Origin of the sequence: Pseudomonas sp. RC4D1 (genome assembly GCF_018390395.1) — a bacterium.
In the GTDB taxonomy this organism is placed as follows: Bacteria; Pseudomonadota; Gammaproteobacteria; order Pseudomonadales; family Pseudomonadaceae; genus Aquipseudomonas; species Aquipseudomonas danubii.
In genome coordinates, this window is the sequence record NZ_JAHBAW010000002.1 from 370,268 (window position 1) to 388,303 (window position 18,036).

Sequence of the window (18,036 nt, forward strand, 5' to 3'; positions counted from 1 at the left end):
CCTCCATTGAGGGGCTTTCTCATGGTTCTGAATCGTCAAATGCGGTACATGGCTCATGTCGATTGGGCGCTCAACTTGCAGCCGCCGAAATGCCATTCTGCATCCATGTCCGCTGACGCTGTCAGCAACATGCCAAGGTGGCCCAGACCTTCAAGGCTACGACGTGGATTGTCCACGTTGGTTGTTGTTCTCTTCGACGCATTCCGCGTCCTCGTGTTCACCCCTCAAGGGATACCCTCCCTTGCAGGCGGGAGTCCCTTGTATTTCTCAAGGAGTCTCCCATGGATCGTTCAGCCATTCGTGCACAGATGCAGGGCCTGGTAACTGGCCACGTACCCAGCAATGTTCGACGCTTCAAGTTCCGTATCTACGACGAACAGCCCCAAGAGTCGGCATTTGGATTTCGCATAGATCCCAAGCCGTTCGAGGGGAAGGTGATTGCAAAAACGGACGAGGCCATTGTCATCAAAGTCGGACGTGCTGAGTTCGCAGTTCTGGATCGACGCCTGGTCACACTTGAACCAGACGTCGGCGTCAAGGTACAGGTCCAGCCCTATGCGAGGCGGCGCTTCGATGGACTACGTGCAGATACGCCGGAGGAGCGAACCGAGTTCACTTCGGACGGCACAGCCTTCCTTGTGAAGTCCCATGTACTCGGCTCAGCACCTGCAAAACTTCCAGTCCCGGAACCTGATTGTCCGGAGTTACGGGATCTCATTCATCAGTTGGAAAACCTGCCGGCTCCCGACGGTTTTCGCTGCATCACTCATCTGTTGGTGGATGCTGGTGCACGCGACTTTACCCTGGCCGATCCCAAACCCGATGACAGCATCGTCAAAACACCGCCCGCGATCACTTTCACCGTCGCAACGGAGAAGTTTCAAGGGCAGGTTTCTGTGATCTACGAATACGGAGCAGACCTGTATGCCGTGGAATTACGCCGCGATCTGGAATTGGTTAAGCGAGTCGATGAAGTGTTCTTCGACGCACTTGGCGAAACCCTGGAGTACCTGATCGATGACGGCAAATGGCGATTGATTCAGGTCGCCATCGTCTCGAATGGGCGCAGGTCAAAGCTGCACTGATCCCGTCCAGGCCCTGAATGGCTGCTCGTCTTGTGACGGCCAGCCATGCCTTCATCAACCCTTCTCTACACATTGGAGAGAGCCATGCTGCTATTCAAAGGTGATGACCTGCGCCCTGTACTGGCCGAAGCAATTGCCAACAAATGCCAAGTCATTCTTGCCAAAGATGATGGGGTGTATTTCATGTCCGAAAAATGCGAGCGAACTGCGGAAGGGAACCCAAAGCATATTGCTTATGCCGTCGGCTGCAACCCAACAATCGATGCGTTTGATGACTGGTGGGATCTGGCAGGTGCCGAACTTGGTGGCAGTGACTTCGGTGAGTGCTTCGATCCTCAAGAAAGCGTGTTTGCCCGCATCGTTAAGGGTGGCTGCGACCTAAAACTGGCCGCAACTGCAACGCATCTGTGCATCGAGCCCGTCTCACTAGGCACGAGCAACAGCTAGTTAACCCTCTGATCCAACAGCCCCCAAACTGGGGGCTGCCTTTTCTACAGCGACCGTTAGGTTGCGCTCTCGTCTCCAGCTCCCCGGCCTGGGGTGCCTCTGCCACCGGCGTGCATCCGCACGCCAGCCTGGAGACAGCCCGATGCGCGATCCGTTCAAGATTACCCAGCCAACCTGCATCAGCTTCAGCGGCGGCCGTACCAGCGCTTATATGCTGTGGCGGGTATTACAAGCCAATCACGGCCTTCCCGAGCACACGCTGATCTGCTTCGCCAACACAGGCAAAGAGGCTGAGGCGACATTACGCTTCGTTCGCGAATGCGCAGAACGCTGGTGTGTGCCGATTCACTGGCTCGAATACTGCGACACCCCCTTGGGATTCACGCCAGTCAACTTCGAAACCGTCAGCCGGTGCGGCGAACCCTTCGAGGCGCTCATTCGCAAACGTCGGTCTCTACCCAATCCGGTAAGCCGATTCTGCACCATCGAGTTGAAAATACGCCCCATGCATAAATTTATCCGTCAACACGGCTGGCAGGATTGGGACCAGCTCATCGGAATACGGGCTGAGGAGCAACGTCGCGCGGCAAAAATCAGAGCCCGCGGACACTCCACCGAGTCCGCCCACGAAACCATGTGCATGCCCCTGATTGATGCCGGCGTCACGGTTCACGACGTAAACCGCTTCTGGCAAACCCAAGCGTTCAACCTGGAGTTGCTCACAGTCAACGGCCGGCCCCTCGAAGGCAACTGTGATTTGTGTTTTCTCAAGCCTCAACGACAGCGCCTGGCATTAATTCGAGCCAACCCCAAGTCAGCCGATTGGTGGATTGCAATGGAGGCACTCGAGCTGGCCTCCAGGCCCAGCGGCGCGCGCTTTCGCAACGATAGCCCGACTTACGCAGAGATGGCCAGCTTCCTGGTCAACCAGGGCGATCTGTTCGATTCGGGCGAAGCTGCGACTTCCTGCTTTTGCGGCGACTGAATCAACAAGCTGGCAACAAGGGGACTGCCCAGTGCCGATTTCCGACAGCGCTGCGCAACATGCTGTGCAACGCTTGCGCCATGTTCAGCTGACCCCAGTCGGCGACATGCCCAGGTAGCCAAGGTCCTCAAGGCTATGACGTGGCTCAGTCCACATGACCTGCCCAGTTCGCCCGCGCCCGCTTCTGCGAACGCTCATCAGCCGGCTGATGATGGGTGCACAACCTGTTCCAACCGGATCGAACGATCCTCAACCCGCGCGGGGTATCCCACACCTCCCGTTGGGTCGGTGTGTCTGCGCATTTTCCTAAGCCTGGAGATTGATCATGACCACTTCGTCCAACGCCCAAACCACCGCCAAGCGCTACTTCGATCTGCACACTTGCGGTATCGGCTATCTCAATCGCATCCGCGAAGTCCGACCCAAGAAAGGTGAGCCCTTCCTGGCCTGCTCGATCAACGCTTTTACAGGTCCGGTCACCGAGCCTGCCTATCGCTACTTTGATGTCAGGGTTTCTGGCGCAAAGGCCCAGGATCTGGTCCGCAATTGCAAAGCGGATGTCGATGCCGGTCGTCCAGTGTTGATCGAATTCCGGATCAGCGATCTATGGGTTTCCCCTTACATTGCCACACAGGGTCGGAATGAAGGCCAACCGGTTGCGACGCTAAAAGCACGATTGCTGACAGCGTCATTGGTTGGCCAATCAGTCCTCGCAGGCATCGAGCACTACAACCTGACAACCTACGGCATTGGTTATCTGAACCGCGTTCGCGACCTCCATCCGAATGAAGGCGACTCGCTTCTCACGTGCACCATCGCATCGCTTAACGGTCCCATTGATGAGCCCGAGTACAAGTATTTCAACACCACTGTTTTGGGTGACGATGTTCAGGACCTGGTACGTAATTGCAGTGCCGCCGTCAACGCGAAACAGAGCGTTCTGATCTCCTTTCGCATGAGCGACATGCAAGCCACTCCGTACTTGCGCACCAAAGGTGATCGGGTTGGCGAGTTGGCCGCGAGTTTTTCATCGAATCTGGTCCACATCGGCATGATCAAAATCGATGGCCAGAGCATCTCCCCCGCCAAGCCAGTGCTCGAAGAGGCTACGGGGGAATCTATCACCTCTCAAAGCACCGCTGATGATGCTCATTCTGATACGCCAGTCCTGGCCGAATCGGTCTAACTCAAACGGCCCCGCTGTCGGGGCCCTCACCTATTCCACTGCCACAGTTTTGTAGTTGTGCCAAACCGCGACATACCCATCACCAGGAGACTTTTATGCTGAACGCATTCTCGCCTCTGACTCAATCACAACTCATCTACGTCGAAGATCAGTTATCAAACAACGAAGCGTCCTCAGACGAGGAGTTGATCCAGAGTTTTATCGCCGAAGGTCTCAGCGAGGAGCAGGCAAAGTCTGCACTCACCTACCGGCTCAGATACCTGAGCAACATCTACCGACATGATCGCACCCCGATCAGAAGTCCGAAGTCAGTACTCCGGTTCAATCCGCACAGCGGTCTGTTTGAACCAGAGCAAGAGTAAACATCTATCAACCACCCAGCCGGGGCCAAGTCGCCCCGCTGGGTGCTTGGCTCCCTCTCTCAGCAAGGAGCCCTCAATGAAAACGGGTACTCGTAAAACCAAGTCTGGGACTCTGTTCCCTATTGGCGCATTGGTTTTCAGCAAAGGGGTTGATCAACTGGTGCGTGAGGGCCGTCTCGACCCTATGCCATACGTTCGTCGACACGCGTGCGGTGATTGGGGAGCTGGCGATGATTTCGTCTGGCAAGCCAATAATGCTGCCGTCAGAACAGGCGAACGCCTTGACTCGTTTTATTTAGTCGCTAGTGGCCTGCAGATATTGATTATCACCAACGCTGAACGCAGTTCGACTCGTGTGCAGCTTCACGGTGAGGATTAAGCAAGTTGCGATTTATCGATCAGATGCATGACGCATTGTAAAAACAAAAGTTGAAACGCACGGCCTCTTTTTGAGGCCGTTCTTAGTTAAAATACAGCTGCCATAAACATCGACCATGCCGAGCCCATCAACGCTTAGTGCCCTGATTCCTGACGCGCCTTAAGAACTATACTGACGCAGAACCATTCACACTCATGAGGTGCCTCACCCCGAGCAAAGACCATCTGTTCAAGTCATTATTGGCTCTGTCCTCGCCCCTCGGCACTCCGGCTGTCCCCATGCTTCAACTCCTCAAATACTTTCGGCGTTTCTGCTCATTGCGACATTTGGCCAGATAAGAACACTCCGGGCACCAGCGACCTTGGGTAATGGAGTGTGGGATCGCATACCAGGTATGTCCGATACTGCACTGCCATTGCAATTTGGTTGCTGAGTCAACGTACTCTTTCGAGAGGCAGTCGCCGCCACGAGCCCGGGCCATATTTTTCATGGCTTTAATGTTGCTGCGCATGCTGTCGTAATAGCATTGACGGCACCAAGCACCTTGCAGAACTCCAGCAGCGGGGGCCTCCCAAGCATGGCCTTTGGCGCAACGCCAAGTTAACGGGGTGGTGCCATTGATGTATTCAGTGGACAAGCATTCCCCCCCACGCGCTCGGGCGGCGGCCTGAACGTCTTCCAAGGTGCGACACCTCTTTTTTACAACGCACACAGGGCACCAACTACGGTGTTTGACACTGGCGGGCACCGCTTTCCAGCGATGCCCTTGCTCACACTCCCAGAGCAAGGCATGGGCGCTATCGATATAGGAATCGGATAAACAGCGTCCCCCACGCTGAGTAGCGATTTCCTGCATCTCTTCCAAGGTGTCGCGCTTTCTCATGCGAAAACAGCTCGGGCACCAACTGCGTTGCTTGATGCTGCCGAATGTCGCCAGCCAACGATGCCCCAAGTGGCATTGCCACTCCATGGGTACCCGACGTGACTCGTAGTGCGTTGAAAGACATCGCCCACCCCGCTCCGCAGCGACCTGCTGCGCAGTTTCCAAGGTGTCACGACGTTGCAGGCGAGCACACACCGGGCACCAACTTCCCCGAATGATTCGATAAGGATCAGCCAGCCACTCATGACCCACTGCGCAGCGCCAGGACAGCCGAGTAGCCAGGTTGTGATAGGTCTCCGACAGGCACACGCCTCCTCGGGCCAGGGCCAGTTGTTGCATACCCTCGATAGTCTTGACGTGTTTTTCGGTCATGGCATTTAAACGTTGGGCGGGGCACGAAGCTTAAACACCACTGTTCTTGATTGGAGGCAGCATTTTTAATGCTCAGAAACTTCAAGCGACTTTCCAGACTCATCCCATATTAGTTTTTGCGCACCCTTTGCTAGGTTGAGCGCCACTTTGCACCCGGGCCAGGTAAGGCGCGGGTCTGGCCTCTCTCAAGCTTAAGGATGAGCCTATGTTCGCGCCGGCCGACACTGCGCATTTCGTGCTGTCCATCCCTGCCGTTCGCCACGACTTCAAGGTGCTGGCCTTCAAGGGTCGCGAAGCCATCAGCGAGCTGTATGCGATCCACATCGAGCTGGTTTCGGACAACCCCAATGTCGATCTGGAAAGCCTGCTCAACCAGCCGGCGTTCCTGCAGTTCGGCCTCAAGGGTGAAGGCATCCACGGCCTGATCGACGACATCGAAATCGGCGACAGCGGCAAGCGCATGACCCGCTATCACCTGATCCTGCGTCCTCACCTTTATCAGTTGCAGCACCGCCACAACCAACGGGTCTATCAGAACCTGACGGTGCCGCAGATCATTGCCAAGGTGCTCAAGGAACACGGCATCCTCGCCGACCAATACCGCTTCAACATTGCTCCCAAGCCTTCGGTGCCCAGGGTGTATTGCGTGCAATACGGGGAGACGGATTTCCAGTTTGTGCAACGCCTGTGCTTCGAAGACGGCATTCACTGGCACCACGAACACAGCCTCGACCAGCACCTGCTGGTATTTTCCGACAACCAGACCGACTACCCGATCCTCGCCACCGCGCGCTATCAGCAAGGCAGTGGCCTGGCCGCCGAAGACCCGGTGGTCAGCCATTTCGCGGTGCGTTTCAGCACCCGCACCAGCCAGGTGGTGCGCCGCGACTACAACCTGAAAAAGCCCGACCCGCGCAGCGCCTCCAGCGGCGCCCCGCTCGATCCGGTGCCCAGCACCCTGCACAGCTGCGCACAGAGCGAGGCGCTACCAATCCTTGAGGACTATCGCTACCCCGGCCGCTACAGCACTGGCGCGGTGGGCCAGCAACTGAGCCAGATCGCCCTTGAAGGCCATCGCGCCGATTACCAGTTGGCCAAGGGGCAGAGTGATCTGTCGAGCTTTCGCTGCGGCCATCTGGTCACCCTCAGCGAGCATCCGCGCGGCGAATACAACCAGATGTGGCTGCTGGTCAGCGTTGAGCATGAGGGTCGACAACCGCAGGTGCTGGAAGAGTCGGTCACCAGCGACGATCGCCACGGCGGCTTTACCCAGGGTTACCGTAACCGCTTCAGCGCCATCCCCTGGGACACCTTCTTTCGGCCGCAAGAGCCCGCCCCCAAGCCTCGCCTGAGCAGCCAGACCGCGCTGGTGACCGGTCCTGCCGGTGAGGAAATCTGGTGTGACGAATTCTCACGGATAAAGATTCAGTTTCATTGGGACCGCGAAGGCGAGCGCAACGAGTTCTCCAGCTGCTGGGTGCGGGTGGCCACCAGTTGGGCCGGTGAAGGCTTTGGCCACGTGATCATCCCGCGGATCGGCATGGAAGTGCTGGTCAGCTTTATCGGCGGTGATCCCGAACAGCCCTTGGTGACCGGCTGCGTACCGAACCAGCACACGCCCGTGCCTTATCCGTTGCCTGCAAACAAGACCCGCAGCGTGTTCAAGACCCGCAGCAGCCTGGGCGGCAATGGCTCCAACGAGTTGCGCATCGAGGATCGCGCCGGCCAGGAGCAAATCTACATCCATGCCCAGCGCGATCAGGACTGCACCGTCAGGAACAATGAAAGCCATTGGGTGGGCGTCAATCGCATGCACTCGGTCGGCCAGAACGAAAGCATCACCATCGGCCAGAACAGCCTGAGAACGGTCAAGGTCGACGACACCCTGCAAGTAGGCGCCACCAAAAAGGACAGCATTGGCACCCAGTACCTGATCGAAGCCGGGGAAAAAATACGCCTGGTCTGCGGCCAGAGCGTGATCGAAATGCTGGCCACGGGGGAAATCAATCTCTACGGCAGCGCCTTCAACTTCTCGGTGACCGGCGACGCGCAAATCAACACCGGCGGCCAGCTCGACATGAATATGCCCGGCGGCGCCGCCGCCACAAGCCCCGAAGCGGATGGCGTCAAAGGCAGCATCGAGGCCGAAGTGGAGGCCGCCTTCGCGCCAGCACCGGCCCCCGCTTCCTGATGTTCACCTCTTAAGAGCAAGCACCTATGGACTACCTGATCCAGGAAGGAAAACTCACGCTGCCCAGTGGTTTTCAAGATCGCAGCGTCAATATGTTCATCCCGGGGGTAACCCTGCCCGCGCCTTTCAGCCTGACCCTGTCCCGGGACATCACGCTCCCTGGGGAAAGCCTGGCGGAGTATGTCGAGCGCCAAGTCAGCCTGATCGCCGCCAAGTTGCGCAAATACAAACGTCAGGACCTGCAAGAAGTCTGGCTTTCGACGCAATCCCCGGTGCCGGGTCTGCAAGTCGACGCCCATTACCAGAGCGACGGACGCCCGGTGTACCAGCGTCAGGCCGGCTTTATCGTCTCGCCCCAGCGCGTGCTGGTGTTTTCGGCCACGAGCCAGCAGCCCTTTGATGATTCGTTGAATCAGCTGTGGACGGACGTCCTGGCGAGCTTCGAGGCCCATCCTCCGCCCCCATCCAAGCCATAAGGCGCCTGCGGACTCAAGGAACGAGAGGCCTGGGAGGCCAAGCATGTTTGAAGCGGCACGGTTAAACGACGAACTGGCCCACAGCAACGCGCTGGTGGGGTTTCTAGTGGGAGCGGCGTTGGGGATCGCCTTGATTGCGGCTGTGGCCATAATTACCGTTGCCACCTGCGGATTTGGCACCGCCTTGCTGGCCGGGGTGCTTGCGGGTGTGGGAGGTATGGCACTGACCTCAGCGGGCGAAGCCATCGGACGAATGTCCAAGGCTCCCGCCGGGGGCATTACCAGTGGTTCACCGGACGTCCTCATCAATGGCCTGAATGCTGCACAAGTTCAGGACAGCCTGGGTATCTGCACCAAGCATCCGGCTCCTCCGATGGTGGCGGAGGGCTCGGCCAAGGTGTTTATCAACGGCTTACCGGCGGCGCGCAAGGGCGACAAGCTGACCTGCGGCAGCGTCATCGACAGCGGCTCGGACAGCGTGTTCATCGGGGCCGAAAAAGAGCAGTACCTGGAGATCGAAGACGAGATTCCAGAGTGGCTGCGCACCACGGTCGATATCCTCATGGCCGTGGCCGGCGCCGCTGGCGGGCTGCTGAAACTGGCGCTGACCGCCGGCAAGATTGGCCTGAAGGCCGTCGCCCCTTGTGCATTGAAGTTTGCTGCCGGGTTTGTCGCGGGTGAACTGGCGGGACGCTTCGTCATTGGCCCGGCCATTGGCCGTGTGGCCGGCGGCCTGATCGGCAACCCGGTGGACGCCATCAGCGGGCGCAAACTGCTGCTGGAAGAGAGTGAAACCGACTTCAGCCTGCCGGGATTGATGCCCATCACCTGGGCGCGTTTCTATGCCAGCGACATTACTCACGAAGGTTTGCTCGGGCGCGGCTGGGTGCTGCCCTGGGAGCAGAGCCTGCGCCTGGAAGATCAACAGTTGTACCTGCGCGACAACCAGGGGCGTGACCTGCCCTTGCCGCAACTGGAGCCCGGCGAGCGCGCCTACCTGACGGACGAGCAACTGTTCGTGGTGCGCTCCGAAGGTGGGCACTACCTGCTGCAAAGCCTGGACAACACCTTCTTCTATTTCGGCGAACTGCCCGATGACGGTCAGCCATCTCCCCTGCGGCGTATCGAAAACGCCCTCGGCCATTTCCTTAATTTCAGCTATGACAGTCAGCAGCGTCTGAGCGACTTGTGCGCCACGGGCGGCATTCGCCTGCACCTGTGTTACGAGCAGCACGAACGGCGCCTGAGCCGAGTCGAACGGGTCGTCGATAACCAGCCTGTCGAAACCCTGGTGCATTACCAGTACGACGCCAACGGCCAACTGCGCCAAGTCATCAACCGCAACGGCGAACGGGTGCGAGGTTTTGCCTACGACCTGGGCCTGATGATCGCCCATGAAAATGCCCTGGGCCTGCGCTGTCACTACCGCTGGGCAACCCTGAACGACGGTCAGCCCAGGGTCACCGAGCACTGGACCAGTGACGGTGAGCGCTACTTGTTCAGCTATGACCTGGCACAACGTCAGACTCATATCAAAGACGTGCTCGGTCGCACCGCGCGGATCGACTACAACGAAGGTCAGCGGGTTATCGCCAGCCGCGACTTTGGTGGCGAGCAGTACCGCTTCCAGCTCGATGAATCCGGCAACATGACCGGTCTGGAGTTGCCCGACGGCAGCACCCTGAACTTCACCTACGACAAGCTCTCGCGACTGGAGGAGGAAACCGATCCCCTGGGCCGCTCCATCCGCTACAGCTATCACCAGGACACCGACCTGATCACCGCCATCGAGCGTGCCGATGGCAGTTGTCAGCGCTGGAGCTATGACCGTCACGGTAACCTGCTCGACAGCACCGACCCTTTGGGTCAGGTGACCCAATTCTTCAACACCGACGCCGGCTTGCCCCACACCCGCATCGACCCCCTGGGCAACCACACCCGGCTATGGTGGAACGAACTGGGGCAGATCGAGCAATACCAGGACTGCTCCGGACAGCTGACGCGCTATAGCTACGACAGCCACCTGCACCTGGCGAGCATCACCGATGCCCTGAAGTGCACCACGCGCCTGACCCGCAAAGCCGATGGCGAAGTGCTGCGCGTCGACCACCCAGACGGTAGCCATGACCAGTACCGTTACAACGCCCTTGGCCAGTTGCTCAGCCACACCAATGCCGACGGTCACACCACCAGCCTGACCCGCACGCCACGGGGCCTACCCAGCCAGCGCAGGGACGCCCGTGGCCAGCAGGTTCATTATCAATACGACAAAGCCCAGCGCCTGATAGCCCTGCTCAACGAAAACAAGGCCGCCTACCGCTTCAGCTACGACGCCAGCGATCGCCTGCAGGAAGAAGTACGCCTCGATGGCCTGCGCCGCCGCTTCAGCTACAGCGTCAACGGCCAACTGAGCCAGTTGGAAGAAATCGCCACCAGCCCGACCCTGGTCCAGGTCACTCGTCAGCAACAATTCGAACACGACGCTGCGGGGCGTCTGCTCAGCCGGGTCACAAGCGATGCCCGCCTGGATTATCACTACGACGATGCAGACCGTCTGATCGCCGTCGAGCGCCTGCCAAGCAAGGTGGGCGAAGCCCTGGGCATCCGCCCCGATCGCCTGGCCTTCAGCTACGACGCGGCCGACCAACTGCTGAGCGAAAGCAGCAGCACCGGCGATCTTGCCTACCACTACGACGCCCTGGGCAACCTCAGCGGGCTGGCCCTGCCCGACGGCCGTCAGCTGAACCAGCTCTATTACGGCAGCGGGCACCTGCACCAGATCAACCTCGACGGCCACCTGATCAGCGACTTCGAGCGCGACGCCCTGCATCGCGAAACCCTGCGCACCCAAGGCTCCCTCACCAGTCGCTACGGCTACGACAGCCAGGGGCGCAAAATGTGGCAAGCCGCGATCCGCCTGCCCCACGAGCAACTGAGCCAACTGCAGGAAAAGACCGACAGCCTGCTCGGCCTCCCACAACATCCCGCCACCGCCCTGCACCGCCGCTATCACTACAGCGACGGCGGTGAAGTACAACGGATCGTCGACAAACAGCGCGGTATCACCGACTTCCATTACGACGCCAGCGGCCAACTACGCAGCCGCCAGCCGAACCACCCGCAACTGCACACCGAAGACTTTTCCTACGACCCGGCCGGCAATCTTTGCGGCAGCGGCAGTTGGCAATTCGATCGCATCCAGAACAACCGTCTGGTCGCCTTCAAAGACCTGCGTTTTACCTACGACGACTGGGGCAACCTCAGCGAAAAGAGCAGCACCAACGGCGCAATGCAACGCTTCACCTACGATTGCGAAAACCGCCTGATCCATGCCCAGACCTGGCACGGCGCAACCCTGCACAGCGAAGCGCGTTACCACTACGATGCCCTCGGGCGCCGCATTGCTAAAGAGGTCACGCAAAGCGGCCAGACCCAAGACACAACCTTTCTCTGGCAAGGCCTGCGCCTGCTTCAAGAACAACAACCCCAGCGCCACAGCACCTACGTCTACGAGCCAGACAGCTATGCTCCATTAGCGCGCATCGACACGGATCCGACGCTGCCCGGACAGCCTGGCCAGATCTACTACTTCCATACCGACCAGATCGGCACGCCGCAAGAAATGACCAACGCCCAAGGGCACGTGGTGTGGCGCGCGTACTACAAAGCCTGGGGCGGATTGGAAGCGTTATCACCGAATACGGTGGAGCAGAATCTGCGCTTTCAGGGGCAGTATCACGACCGGGAAAGCGGGCTGTACTACAACACGTTCCGATACTACGATCCGGCGGTGGGACGGTTTACCACGCAAGACCCGATTGGGTTGGCGGGTGGGGATAACCTGTATCGGTATGCGCCGAATGCGTTGGGATGGGTTGACCCTTGGGGACTATCCTGTCGTCTCAATTATATGGGAAGAACCCCAGGAAAAAATAGTAAGACCGGCCGCGCTGTTATTGAAAGAATGCGTGGGGAAGGTCGCATTCGTGGTACTGGCGACAGGATGCAATTTAAGAGTTCAACAGATAACCAATGGTATCGTGTTCAGGATGCTGATATGGCTCACCTAACAGATGCTGTTAAATATTGGAATCAGAAAGGTGGTTATTACGGCCCTAAATCCAAAGAAGTTAGAGCCTTTATGCGAGACTCCAAAAATTATGAACTAGAGTATTTTGGCCATAATCGTTCCCAAGGCGCAAACTTGCCTGACAGGTATATAAACCCAAGTGAATTTATTGGACCTGCAGAGAAATCACAATACTTTCCATAATTTAAGGAAATAACTAATGAAAACTCTTTCCGAAGCAAACAAAAAGCTAGAGGAGCTAATCGTCTCCACTGTCGAGAAAGGCAATGAGTCTCATGATAACAAGTCTTATGAAGACGCACTAAAAGAATATTTCCGAGCTTGGGCACTACTTCCTGAGCCCAAACTTGAGTGGGAAATTGCCAGTTGGATTTCGGCCTGTATGTATAGTGCATATTTTGATATGGCAGCCTTTGCCAAGGCTAAAGAATGGGCTGAAATAGCATTGAAGACAAGAGGGTCAGATATAGACACAGCTCCATTGGTTGATCTTGGAATGGTTTGCTTTGAACTAAACAGCCTTGATGAATCATACAACTACTTTGATGCTGCTTATAATTATGGCAAGGCTCGCTCCTTTAAAGAAAGGCCTAAAAAATATCTAGACTTCTATTTGTCCGAAAAGAAAAAACGTTAACCTCGGGTTTCCTGGTGAAAACCCGATTAAAAACCAATACAGTGTCCAATACTAATTATTGGGGCGTTACATTTAGCTTTGCGCCCCCTTCTTTTATATCTACGAAAAATAAATTCTTGCACTAGGGTCGAACAAAGTGGCCGAAACCATAAAACGAAGCTTCTCTGGCAACACCTGAGCCTGCAACATGAACAACAACCAGGGCTACAGCACCTACGTCTACGAGGCCCTCAGCTAGGTACCCCTGGCACACATCGACACGGATCTCACACTGCCCGAACACCTCGTTCAAGCCTAATACTTCTACACTAACCAGATAGGCACACCGCAGGAATTGTTCTGTCGAATGCAAAAGACGTTAGGATGCGTTGGCTTCGTAGAAGGATGGATAGGCTGGGAATAGATGTAAACTCCACCGAGAATGGAATATTTTTGCCTTCGAGCACTAAGGTTAAACAGGCTGCCGAAAGCACTTTACCTGCCCACTCAAACATTCACACCGAAGCATATAAACAAAATATGTTCGACCGATTGAGAACAGTTACGGATCAGATCAGCTTTGAAAAAGGGCCAAACAAAATCGCTTCTAAAACATCCAAAGGAAACCTATCATTTTAATTGCAACCAAATAAAAAACAACAAAATCAATTAAACCAAAGACACCAAACTACGTTAATAATGCTATTTCAGCTGCCTCCCAACATATACAGCACAACTATAACCAGCAAACATAATGCTTTCACAGCTTTGATTCTAAAAACCTGCCCCCTAACTCACCAACAATGAAAAATCAGAAACCCATATCAAATAACGTAGATCTTTATGAAAACCGGACTTCAAGAATTTAACAAAAGAGTTTTACGAAACCCAATCAAAGCCTGATGTACTTCTTAATTCACTCTTAAAAACTACCAAAGAGAAAGCAGCACGAAAACCATAAGCAAGGAGCTTTATTTAATTTGAGGCCATTTGAAATTCAGAGAGCCGAATTTAAGATAGAAAAATAACTAAAAACCCTCCCAAAAACCATTAAAAACACCCATACTTACTACTTTAATAAACGCGACAGAGTAGTGATGATAGATATCTACGAACAATCCGAATCCATTACAAATAAGAAATTTTCTCATGACAAAGAAAATACAAAAAATATACACATATACAGCAAAAAAACAATAATAAACATAATCATTAGCTCTATAGCCGATGGGGGAATTTTGCGCGACGCTAATTTCGGAAAATATGGCAGCAGCACTTCAGACTATCTATACGATGGCGAAAGACTAAGCTCGATATCGGTTATGCAAAAACAGCATGACCAAGAGATTTTTTTCAACATATCAAGTCCTGCTCTATTATTTGGATGGCGCAGCAAGTAAAATTGTTAATTAATTCCCTAATGACTATTAGGATATCCGCTACCCATGGGAAATTAAGTCACGACAAAAACCACAAGTAAAATCTCACCCAGAACCAATTACGACTTCTTGAGCCCTTTAGATAAAAATACTGACCGGGATGCCAAGCTAGTCTTACAAAACCCCATTAAACCTTCATAGATTTTGGAGCACTGGCTATAAAAATAAACATCCCTCCGCCCCCTAAAGACAAACTGACAAAATAGGTAAACACCTACTTAAGAAAAACCACCAGACCACTAAAAACCAGGATCTTTCAGGGTGTACATCAGATGATCTAGACCTAATTGTACAGATATTCGAAATCCAGTTTCCCCTCCCACTCCAGTGGCAATAACCCGGATCATCAGAAATACCCATTGTTTACTGAGGACTAACACATAGAGAGCGATGGTGGCACATCACCGAACCCGGGGATTTGCCGCATGTGCACCTTCACCTTTCGCTCACTCACCTCACTGCTCAGCTTGTGGTTGCTGTACGGATGCGTGGCACCTCAGCTCCCATCACCTTCAGCCGACATTATTCCATTTGAAACAGTCAAGGAAGCGATCCCGAGTACCGTGCCCGTGCTCCGCTACGGACGTTACACCCTCGTCGAGCTGGTTCCAGAGTCTCACCAGCGCGACTTACTGCAGCAAGTGGTCGAAGTCGCTATTCCTCCCAGACTGGATGCCACCGTAGGTGATGCGCTGCAGCATATTTTGTTGCGATCCGGCTATCAGCTCTGCGACCTGAGTGGAATAAGTTCACTCGCCACCTTGCCCCTGCCAGCGGCTCACTATCGATTAGGGCCATTGTCATTGCGCGATGGATTGCTGACCTTGTCAGGAGCTTCTTGGGAGCTTCAGGTTGATGACGTCTTACGCCAGATCTGCTTTGTCCGCGCAATACCTCCAAGAATCGATGTCGGCGGACCAACAGCGTCTCCGCTCGTGTTTCCGGCTTTTGATAGCCAGTCCCAGATGGAAACACCACAGGCAGCACTGGAGGATCGGTCATGATTCTGATGACAGGCCCTACACGTGCGTGTCGTGTACGCAGACTGCTGAGCATTGGTGTCATCGTTTGTGCGCTTTTGCTCAGCACCTTGGTTCTACTCAATCAGGCCGAGATATCTCGACTTGCAGGCCAGGATGAAGCCAGCACGCAGGATGCAAAAATTGCCCTTATGGAGACTCAAATCGCAAACCTGAGTCAAGCCATCCAAGACAACCGCCAGCAAGCGACCGAGCAGCTGAAAACGCACGCCGATAGAGCGCACCTGGATTTGAAACAGAAACTGGCAACCATCGAATCAGCACTGAATGAACGCTTGGCTCCTTCCAGTTTGCTTCCACTGCAGGCACATATCGAAGCGCTGGCGGCTCGTGTAAATGCCCCACGCGAAGCCGCCTCCATCACTCCACCGCGGCACATTGCCCAGACCAAGAAGATCAAGCCCCAGGTTCCGCCTTTCACCATCAATGGAGTTGAATTGCGTGGTAGCGAACGCTTCCTGGTCATTCTGCCGAGCGGTTCATCGACACTTGGCGAAGCCACATTACTGCGCCAAGGCGAGAGCACTGCCGGGTGGCAACTGGATGCCATCGATGGCGCAACCGCAGTGTTCCTCCGTGAAGGTCAGGCACTACGCCTGGCCATACCCTAGGAGGGCAGGATGAAACCTACAGTCCTTTCCACCTTATTGGTGCTCACCCTGTCCAGTTGGGGTACTTCTCCGGCCATTGCCCGCAATACCGAAGTAATCTCCTCCCACACTCGCTCAAGCCAGGAGTTTCAGAGCCGGTCCACTGGCGACGATGAGTATCAGGCGCAGGCATGGGGTCTGAAGCAGGATGAGTGGGCACGCTATCGTCAGCTGATGCAGGGCCCGTTGGGCGTGTACTCCCCCAACATCGATCCGCTGACCGCCCTGGGAATCGAGGCACGGAACGATGACGAGCTCCGTCACTACGCCCAGTTGCAGGTGCAAGCCGAAGCCATACGTGTCGAAAAGTTGTTGGTGTACCAGCGAGCCTACGATGAAGCCTGGAGGCTCCTCTACCCGGACCTGCAGCGGGTCAGCCTGAGCGACGAAAGTCCGACCCTCGGTTCCCCCTCGATGCCAACAGGGTCTGGGCGGCTCGCAGTTTTCGTAAAGGAAAACTGCAACGACTGCGAGCACCTCATCAGTCGGCTGACAGTCACGGGGGCTGAGTTCGACCTCTACATGGTTGGCGACTCACAAGATGATGCAAAAATCCGCGAGTGGGCACGTCGCGCCAAGATTGCCCCGAACAAAGTGAATGGCGGACAGATCACCCTGAACCATGATGCCGGTCGTTGGCTGTCGCTCAATCTGCCGGGAGACCTGCCCGCAGTGGTGCGCTGGGTGGACAGCCAATGGCAACGCCAATAACCCTCTATGTGGCCGGCGCATTGCTGCTGATCACCACATCAATCGATCACGCGACGGCTCAGCCTTTGCTTGTGCCTCCGCCGGCCTACCAGATGGCAGCCCAACAGGCTGGCATTTCATCCACCGTGCTCTATGCCATTGCCCTGCAGGAAAGCGGGTTGAAACGCGGTTCGCGACTGGTCCCATGGCCCTGGACCTTGAACGTAGCGGGAGCGCCCCAGCGTTACAAGAACCACCAGGAAGCCTGCCAAGGCTTGCTCAGAGCCCTTCGCAAGACAACGCCGACCCGCATTGACGCGGGGCTGGGTCAGATCAACCTGGGCTACCAAAAACATCGCTACCTGCATCCCTGCGAGTTGCTGGATCCCTACCGCAACCTTGCGATCGCAGCGCAGATTCTGCGCGAACAGTACAAACCCGGTGAGGATGTTTTGCTCGCCATCGGCCGCTATCACCGACCTGCAGGCGGACAACCCGCCGCGCGCTATCGACGCAGTGTCATCCACCACCTGTCGCGATTGCAGGATGAACCCGCCGCAAAACAGACACCGAACAGGAGGTCCCCATGAGACTCCATCGTCAAGTATTGGCCTCAAACATCACGCTGGTGGTGATTACCCTGCTGACTCACCCAGTGGTAACCGCGGCGCCACCCTCCTCCCTGATCGTTGTTGAAGACCGAGGCGGTATTTCCGCGCTGCCTTACTACCATGCGCTGGATCCCGAACAGGAAGATGCCAATGGCTTCCGATCACCGTCAGTCAATCCGCAGGTGGTTACCATCGACCCCGTTAGCGAAGCGAGCATGCTGCCGGTTCGCTCTATGTTGCTGTCGCCTGGTCAGGTAGTACGCAAAGCCATCAAGGCGCCTGGGCTGATGTCGTTGTTTCTTGTAGGCGACGATGAGCACTCCCGAGCCTGGCTGCGCCAGCGCGGCACAACGTTGCAGGAGTTGGGCGCAGTAGGGCTGGTCGTCAACGTTGCAACCCCACAAGCATTGGCCGAACTGCGTAGCGAAGTGCCGGAGCTGAAGCTGATTCCTACCGCGGCTGACGACATGGCTGAACGCTTGGGACTTAAACACTACCCGGTCTTGATTACGCCGACCGGCATTGAGCAGTGAG

General features: G+C 55.9%; 17 protein-coding genes. All 17 read left to right on the forward strand.

Annotation, left to right across the window (positions count from 1 at the left end; translation table 11 throughout):
* Nucleotides 1–281: 281 nt before the first annotated feature.
* Nucleotides 282–1,085 (forward strand): GTPase, encoded by an 804-nt coding sequence (locus KHO49_RS17495; RefSeq protein WP_213665480.1) that lies wholly within the window; start codon nt 282–284, stop codon nt 1,083–1,085.
* A gap of 84 nt (nt 1,086–1,169) precedes the next feature.
* Nucleotides 1,170–1,532 carry a DUF3085 domain-containing protein gene (locus KHO49_RS17500; RefSeq protein ID WP_213665481.1) on the forward strand — a complete coding sequence of 121 codons (363 nt, stop codon included), beginning with the start codon at nt 1,170–1,172 and terminating at the stop codon, nt 1,530–1,532.
* A 142-nt stretch (nt 1,533–1,674) separates the two neighbouring features.
* Nucleotides 1,675–2,517: a phosphoadenosine phosphosulfate reductase domain-containing protein gene (locus tag KHO49_RS17505; protein ID WP_213665482.1), complete on the forward strand. Its 843-nt coding sequence runs from the start codon at nt 1,675–1,677 to the stop codon at nt 2,515–2,517.
* A gap of 325 nt (nt 2,518–2,842) precedes the next feature.
* Nucleotides 2,843–3,703, forward strand: coding sequence for a DUF3577 domain-containing protein (locus KHO49_RS17510; protein ID WP_213665483.1), 861 nt, complete (start codon nt 2,843–2,845; stop codon nt 3,701–3,703).
* 95 nt (nt 3,704–3,798) lie between these two features.
* On the forward strand, nt 3,799–4,065 hold the full coding sequence (locus tag KHO49_RS17515; protein ID WP_213665484.1) for a hypothetical protein: 267 nt from the start codon (nt 3,799–3,801) through the stop codon (nt 4,063–4,065).
* A gap of 76 nt (nt 4,066–4,141) precedes the next feature.
* Nucleotides 4,142–4,444: a hypothetical protein gene (locus KHO49_RS17520; protein ID WP_213665485.1), complete on the forward strand. Its 303-nt coding sequence runs from the start codon at nt 4,142–4,144 to the stop codon at nt 4,442–4,444.
* 1,460 nt (nt 4,445–5,904) lie between these two features.
* Nucleotides 5,905–7,890 (forward strand): type VI secretion system Vgr family protein, encoded by a 1,986-nt coding sequence (locus KHO49_RS17525; protein ID WP_213665486.1) that lies wholly within the window; start codon nt 5,905–5,907, stop codon nt 7,888–7,890.
* 26 nt (nt 7,891–7,916) lie between these two features.
* Nucleotides 7,917–8,366: a DcrB-related protein gene (locus KHO49_RS17530; RefSeq protein ID WP_213665487.1), complete on the forward strand. Its 450-nt coding sequence runs from the start codon at nt 7,917–7,919 to the stop codon at nt 8,364–8,366.
* Between the two features lie 43 nt (nt 8,367–8,409).
* Nucleotides 8,410–12,639 carry an RHS repeat-associated core domain-containing protein gene (locus KHO49_RS17535; RefSeq protein ID WP_213665488.1) on the forward strand — a complete coding sequence of 1,410 codons (4,230 nt, stop codon included), beginning with the start codon at nt 8,410–8,412 and terminating at the stop codon, nt 12,637–12,639.
* Between the two features lie 16 nt (nt 12,640–12,655).
* On the forward strand, nt 12,656–13,093 hold the full coding sequence (locus KHO49_RS17540) for a hypothetical protein (RefSeq protein WP_213665489.1): 438 nt from the start codon (nt 12,656–12,658) through the stop codon (nt 13,091–13,093).
* A 363-nt stretch (nt 13,094–13,456) separates the two neighbouring features.
* Nucleotides 13,457–13,711: an AHH domain-containing protein gene (locus tag KHO49_RS31540; protein WP_213665490.1), complete on the forward strand. Its 255-nt coding sequence runs from the start codon at nt 13,457–13,459 to the stop codon at nt 13,709–13,711.
* Between the two features lie 1,002 nt (nt 13,712–14,713).
* Nucleotides 14,714–14,848: a hypothetical protein gene (locus tag KHO49_RS31545; protein WP_502937905.1), complete on the forward strand. Its 135-nt coding sequence runs from the start codon at nt 14,714–14,716 to the stop codon at nt 14,846–14,848.
* An 88-nt stretch (nt 14,849–14,936) separates the two neighbouring features.
* Nucleotides 14,937–15,515 carry a PFGI-1 class ICE element type IV pilus protein PilL2 gene (pilL2, locus tag KHO49_RS17550; protein WP_213665491.1) on the forward strand — a complete coding sequence of 193 codons (579 nt, stop codon included), beginning with the start codon at nt 14,937–14,939 and terminating at the stop codon, nt 15,513–15,515.
* Nucleotides 15,512–16,162 carry a hypothetical protein gene (locus tag KHO49_RS17555; protein ID WP_213665492.1) on the forward strand — a complete coding sequence of 217 codons (651 nt, stop codon included), beginning with the start codon at nt 15,512–15,514 and terminating at the stop codon, nt 16,160–16,162. Before pilL2 ends, KHO49_RS17555 begins: the two co-directional genes overlap by 4 nt.
* A 9-nt stretch (nt 16,163–16,171) precedes the next feature.
* Nucleotides 16,172–16,912, forward strand: coding sequence for a TIGR03759 family integrating conjugative element protein (locus KHO49_RS17560; protein ID WP_213665493.1), 741 nt, complete (start codon nt 16,172–16,174; stop codon nt 16,910–16,912).
* Entirely contained in the window at nt 16,897–17,481 is a 585-nt protein-coding gene (locus KHO49_RS17565) for a transglycosylase SLT domain-containing protein (protein WP_213665494.1), read from the forward strand. Before KHO49_RS17560 ends, KHO49_RS17565 begins: the two co-directional genes overlap by 16 nt.
* Nucleotides 17,478–18,035, forward strand: coding sequence for an integrating conjugative element protein (locus KHO49_RS17570; protein WP_213665495.1), 558 nt, complete (start codon nt 17,478–17,480; stop codon nt 18,033–18,035). Before KHO49_RS17565 ends, KHO49_RS17570 begins: the two co-directional genes overlap by 4 nt.
* The last annotated feature ends 1 nt before the right edge of the window (nt 18,036 follow it).